Here is a 4,768-nt window from a genome sequence, read left to right on the forward strand (position 1 = left end):
GGCCGAGCCAGCGGGTCGCGACCGCCGCCCGCTGGCTCGGCCGGATCAGCACCGCACGGCGCGGCGTGCACGTCCGCGACGCCCTCGTGCGCGTCGCGTCCAGAGTGGCCCGCTGAGCACGGAATCGCTCGGCCCGCCTGAGAGTCCGCCGTTCACAGACCGTGGCGGCGACCGCCCATGACCTGTGCACAGAGGACGGACTCCGATTCGTGCGAGAACGGGTCCCGGTGCCGGAGGACGGCGCGGTGGGTGTCCTCGTCGACGAGGTCGGCGTTGATCGCCCCCGCGGCGGTGGCACCGGACGCGGCCGCCACCAGAACCGTCGCGGCGGGTGCGGAGACGTTGCCCGCCACCCACACACCCGGCACCGTGGTGAGCCCGGTCGGATCGGCGGCGACGTACTCGCCGACCCCGTGCGGCGCCGGAACCGGTCGCAGCCCGAGCGAGGCCAGCACGCCCGCGCGCGGGACGGCGCGGGGCACCACGGCCACCGCTCGCAGTGGAACCAGCTCGCCGGTATGCAGGCGGACGCCCGTGAGCCGGTCGTCGGCGGTCTCCACCTCGGCCACCTCGCCGGTCACGACCGCGATCCCGCGCGCGGCGAGCCGCTCGGCCTCCTCGCCCGTCAGGCCGGGGCCGGTGTGCAGGAAGAGGGTGAGCTGCTCGGTCCACTGCCGGAACAGCAACGCCTGGTGCACGCTCCGCTCGCCCGTGTACAGGACGCCGATGGGCTGGTCGCGGAACTCCCAACCGTGGCAGTAGGGGCAGTGCAGCACGTCCCGCCCCCAACGGGCCGCGAGTCCGGGAACGTCGGGCAGCTCGTCGGTGAGTCCGGTGGTCACCAGCAGTCGCCGCGCGTGCACGCGAGCACCGGTGTCGAGTTCGACCACGAACCCACCGGCCTCGCGGGACGCCGAGCGAGCTCGGCCGCTGATGATCTCGCCCCCGTATCCGGTCACTTCCCGCCGCCCGGCCTCCAGCAGCCGGCCGGGCGGGACCCCGTCGCGGGAGAGGAATCCGTGCATGTGCGCCGACGGCGCGTTCCGGGGTTCACCGCTGTCGATCACCAGCACGGACCGCCGGGCACGCCCCAGCATGAGCGCTCCGTTCAACCCCGCCGGGCCACCACCGACGACCACCACGTCATAGCGCCGACCCTGGCCGATTCCGCGTTCTCGCGTCATCGCGACCACCTCCGACACCACCGTGCCCCCACGCGCGGCGACAGCGCGAGATTTCTTGCTGGAACCGCAACAGGAGTCTCGCCTGCGGCTAGTCCTCCAGGTCCGCCGCGGCCTCGGCGAGGTCGGCGGTCAGGGTGGCGGACAGGGCGGCGTCGCGCTGGACGCTGTTGCGGCGCTCCCAGTAGCCGCGCGTGGTGGAGGCGTGCGCGTGCCCGGCCCACTCCTGCACCTCCTGTAGCGGCTTTCCCTTGTCGAGCAGGGCGGTGATGGCCGTGGCGCGCAGCACGTGCGGGGTGACCTTCTTCGGCTCCACCAGGCGGGCGTGACGGGCGAGTCGGCGGGTGATGCTGATGAGCTGGTGCCGGTCGCGGCGCAGCCCGGTGTCCGGGTGCACGAGCATCGGGCCGGTGCGGCGGCCGTCGAGGTAGGCGTCGAGCTGGCGGGCCGCCGCGTCGCTGAGTCTGCGCCGCACCCAGCGGCCCCCCTTGCGGGCCACCGACAACACCGGCAGGCGGTGTGCGCGGTCGAGGTTGTCGATGTCGAGGGAGACCACTTCGGACTCACGCAGCCCCTGCGTGAACAGCAGCTCGAACACCAGGTGCTCCTCCGGGCTGGAGCACGCCGCCGCGAACGCCGCCACTTCCGGCAGGTCGAGCACGCGGGTGGCTCCGGGTGGGCGGCCGTTGGTGGAGGTGCCGATCGGAGGCGCGTGGGTGGGCAGGTGCACGGGGTTCTCGACGTCGAGGCGGTGTGCTCGGCGTGCGTGGTCGAACAGCGACGACAGCGCGGAGAGGTAACGCCGTTGCGTGCGGGCCGACCAGCCACGGCTCTTGGCGTAGAGGGACCAGGCCGTGACGGTGTCGAACGTGACGGCCTGGAGGAGGTCGGCGGGGTGGCGTCCGGTGGCGGCGCTGAACCATTCGGCGATACGGCAGATGTCGTCGGCGTAACCGCGCTTGGTGTCGAGGGACCGTCGCTGGTAGCTGGACAACCAGTGCAGCACGACACCGAAGGTGGTCCGGTCCAGCAGGCGCGACAACGCGTCCAGCCGTTCGGCGCCGATGTCGGCCACGAGCTGGTGCCGCACGGCGTCGTCGACCTGCCGTGCCGACAGGCTCGGGGAGGGAACCGCCGGCGGAGCGGGTTCGAGGGCGAATCCGGTCGAGTGGGTGCGCGTCGTCGCGCTGCCGAGCGACTCCATCACGACCCGGTGAGCAGTGAGCGGGTGCGGGCAGGGGCCCACGACGGGATCTTGCCGAGGATGTCGGCCAGGGTGACCGCGGCGAGGCTGCGTCGCCAGGCCTCGTGGGCGTCGGCCATCGCCGCGGCGAGCACGCATGTGTCCCGGCAGTCCTCTGGGGACAGTGCTCCACGGCCCTGCTGCCGGATCTCGTGGCACTCGTAGGGGGAGGCGGCGCCGTCCACGGCCTCCACGATCTCCAGCAGCGTGGTCTCGGCGGCCGGGCGGGCGAGCCGGTACCCGCCGCGGGGTCCCGACGTCGCGGTGAGCACGCCCGCCTTCGCGAGCGCCTTCAGCTGCTTCGCCAGGTACGGGGCGGGGAGGTCGAAGTAGTCGGCGAGTTGTGCCGCCGACACGGTGCTGCGCGGTTCGAGCTGCGCCAGCGTGGTGGCGCAGTGCAAGACCCATTCCGTACTCACAGGCAGCTTCACGCGGTCCAGTGTATCGAAGATATTGCGGATCTTTTTAGTCCGCGATACCGTAACGCTCTCACGACTTCAGGAGGACGAACCCGTCATGCGCATCGCCATCGCCGGAGCCACCGGCAAGATCGGTTCTCTCACCGCCACCGCACTCGAACGAGCCGGGCACGACGTCGTTCGCATCAGCCGCTCACAGGGCGTGGACGCGCTGACGGGCGACGGGCTGGACGACGCGCTCGCGAACGTCGACGCCCTCGTCGACGCACTGAACGCCCCGCCCGCCGACGAGACCGCCACGGTGGAATTCTTCGGCACCACGACGCGCACCCTGCTCGCGGCCGCCGAGCGCGCGGGAGTCCGCCATTACGTGCTGCTCTCGATCGTCGGCATCCACGGCATCACCGGCAACGCCCACTACGCGGGCAAACGCGAACAGGAACGCCTCGTCGAAGCCGGGCCGGTGCCCTGGACCATCGTGCCCTTCACCCAGTTCCACGACTTCGCCGCCATGGTCGCGGGCTGGACCGAGAAGGACGGTGTCGCCACCATCGCGCCCCTGCTGGTCCAGCCCATCGCGCCCGAGGACGTGGGCGCCGTCCTCGCCGACGTCGCGACAGGACAGCCCCAGGGCCGCCACGTCGACGTCGCCGGACCCGAGACGCAGGACCTGGTCGACATGGCCCGGCGCACCCACCAGGCGTGGGGCAAGGACATCACACTCGTTCCGACCTGGTCGGGCGTCTTCGGCACGTCGATGGCCGGCGAAGTGCTGCTGCCCGGCCCGGACGCGCACATCGCCCCCACGACGTTCGACGAGTGGCTGCGCACCCAGCGCCCCGCTGCGGAGTGAGCGCCGCCCGGCGGTTCTCACGCCGCCGGGTCCCGGGCACCCGCGCCGTGCAGGTGACCTCGGCACTGCTGCCACAGCCCGAACACGGAGAACCGAGCGCTGGTGCCGTTGTCGTTCACCCACGCGGCGCGTACATGATCACGGCGACACCGACCAGGCACACGAGCGCGCCGATGACGTCGAACCGGTCGGGTCGATACCCGTCCACGACCATTCCCCAGGCGAGTGAACCTGCGACGAAGACACCACCGTAGGCGGCGAGGATCCGCCCGAAGTGCGCGTCGGGTTGCAGCGTCGCGACGAACCCGTACGCACCGAGCGCGAGAACCCCGGCGCCGATCCACACCCACCCGCGGTGCTCCCGCACGCCCTGCCACACCAGCCAGGCACCGCCGATCTCGGCGAGGGCGGCCAGCACGAACAGCAGGATCGAACGCACAACGGTCATGGGTCACTCCGAGAACGACTCGCCGGGGGATTCCCCGCCAGTTCACCACCAGCCGGAAAGCCCCACCGCCCGGGGGCGTCAGCGTCGGCCCGCTCACCGACCCGGTTCGGTCGGCGCCTCGGCGTGGGCGTCGGCGTTCTCGCCCGAGGGTTGCTCGGTCAGGGCGCGCTCCAGGTGCGCGTGTGCCTGCCGCAGTTGCTCGGTGAGCTCGGCGATGCGCGCATCCCGATCGGTGATCGCGGACTGTGCGGCCGCGGACGTGGCGTCGGCGACCGAGCGCGCGGTGCGTTCGGCGGCGAGCTGCTCGCGGGCGGTGTCCAGGTCGGCGCGCAAGCCTGCCGTGTCCTGCCGAGCGGCGTGTAGGTCGGAACGGGTCTGCTCCAGCGCGGACGCGAGCGCGTCTCGCTGCGCGGTCGCCGCGGCGAGCTGCTCCGTCGCCGTCGAGTGTGCCGCCCGCAGCTCGTGCACCTCACCGCGGAGCTCGTCCAGGTTTCGTGCGAGGGCGTCGCGGTCGGACTGCAGCGTCTCGTGGCTCCGGCGCACCCGGTCGAGTTCGGTGGCCAGCGCGTCGCGCGAGCGGGTGGCGGCATCGGCGGCGGACTCCGCGGCGCCGCGGGCCCGCTC

General features: G+C 72.5%; 5 protein-coding genes and 1 pseudogene. 1 reads left to right on the forward strand and 5 read right to left on the reverse strand.

Annotation, left to right across the window (positions count from 1 at the left end; genetic code table 11):
* Positions 1–152 precede the first annotated feature (152 nt).
* From SACAZDRAFT_RS02690 to SACAZDRAFT_RS02700, 3 genes are all read right to left on the reverse strand, one after another.
* Positions 153–1,184 (reverse strand): NAD(P)/FAD-dependent oxidoreductase, encoded by a 1,032-nt coding sequence (locus SACAZDRAFT_RS02690; protein WP_005438418.1) that lies wholly within the window; start codon positions 1,182–1,184, stop codon positions 153–155.
* Positions 1,185–1,272: 88 nt separating this feature from the next.
* The gene (locus tag SACAZDRAFT_RS02695) at positions 1,273–2,385 is read right to left on the reverse strand and encodes a tyrosine-type recombinase/integrase (RefSeq protein WP_005438420.1); all 1,113 of its coding nucleotides are present in this window, start codon (positions 2,383–2,385) and stop codon (positions 1,273–1,275) included.
* Positions 2,385–2,855 (reverse strand): RrF2 family transcriptional regulator, encoded by a 471-nt coding sequence (locus SACAZDRAFT_RS02700; RefSeq protein ID WP_005438423.1) that lies wholly within the window; start codon positions 2,853–2,855, stop codon positions 2,385–2,387. The genes SACAZDRAFT_RS02695 and SACAZDRAFT_RS02700 overlap by 1 nt, the downstream gene beginning before the upstream one ends.
* 85 nt (positions 2,856–2,940) lie before the next feature.
* Between SACAZDRAFT_RS02700 and SACAZDRAFT_RS02705 the strand changes: the two genes are divergently transcribed.
* On the forward strand, positions 2,941–3,696 hold the full coding sequence (locus SACAZDRAFT_RS02705) for an SDR family oxidoreductase (protein WP_005438426.1): 756 nt from the start codon (positions 2,941–2,943) through the stop codon (positions 3,694–3,696).
* Between the two features lie 115 nt (positions 3,697–3,811).
* Here SACAZDRAFT_RS02705 and SACAZDRAFT_RS02710 read toward each other — a convergent pair whose 3' ends face one another.
* Both SACAZDRAFT_RS02710 and SACAZDRAFT_RS23610 read right to left on the reverse strand, forming a co-directional pair.
* Positions 3,812–4,144, reverse strand: a complete 333-nt coding sequence (locus tag SACAZDRAFT_RS02710; RefSeq protein ID WP_005438428.1) for a YnfA family protein — start codon at positions 4,142–4,144, stop codon at positions 3,812–3,814.
* A 93-nt stretch (positions 4,145–4,237) separates the two neighbouring features.
* Positions 4,238–4,768, reverse strand: a pseudogene (locus tag SACAZDRAFT_RS23610) (hypothetical protein); the annotation flags it as partial.

It is taken from the genome of Saccharomonospora azurea NA-128, from assembly GCF_000231055.2.
Taxonomy (GTDB): Bacteria; Actinomycetota; Actinomycetes; order Mycobacteriales; family Pseudonocardiaceae; genus Saccharomonospora; species Saccharomonospora azurea.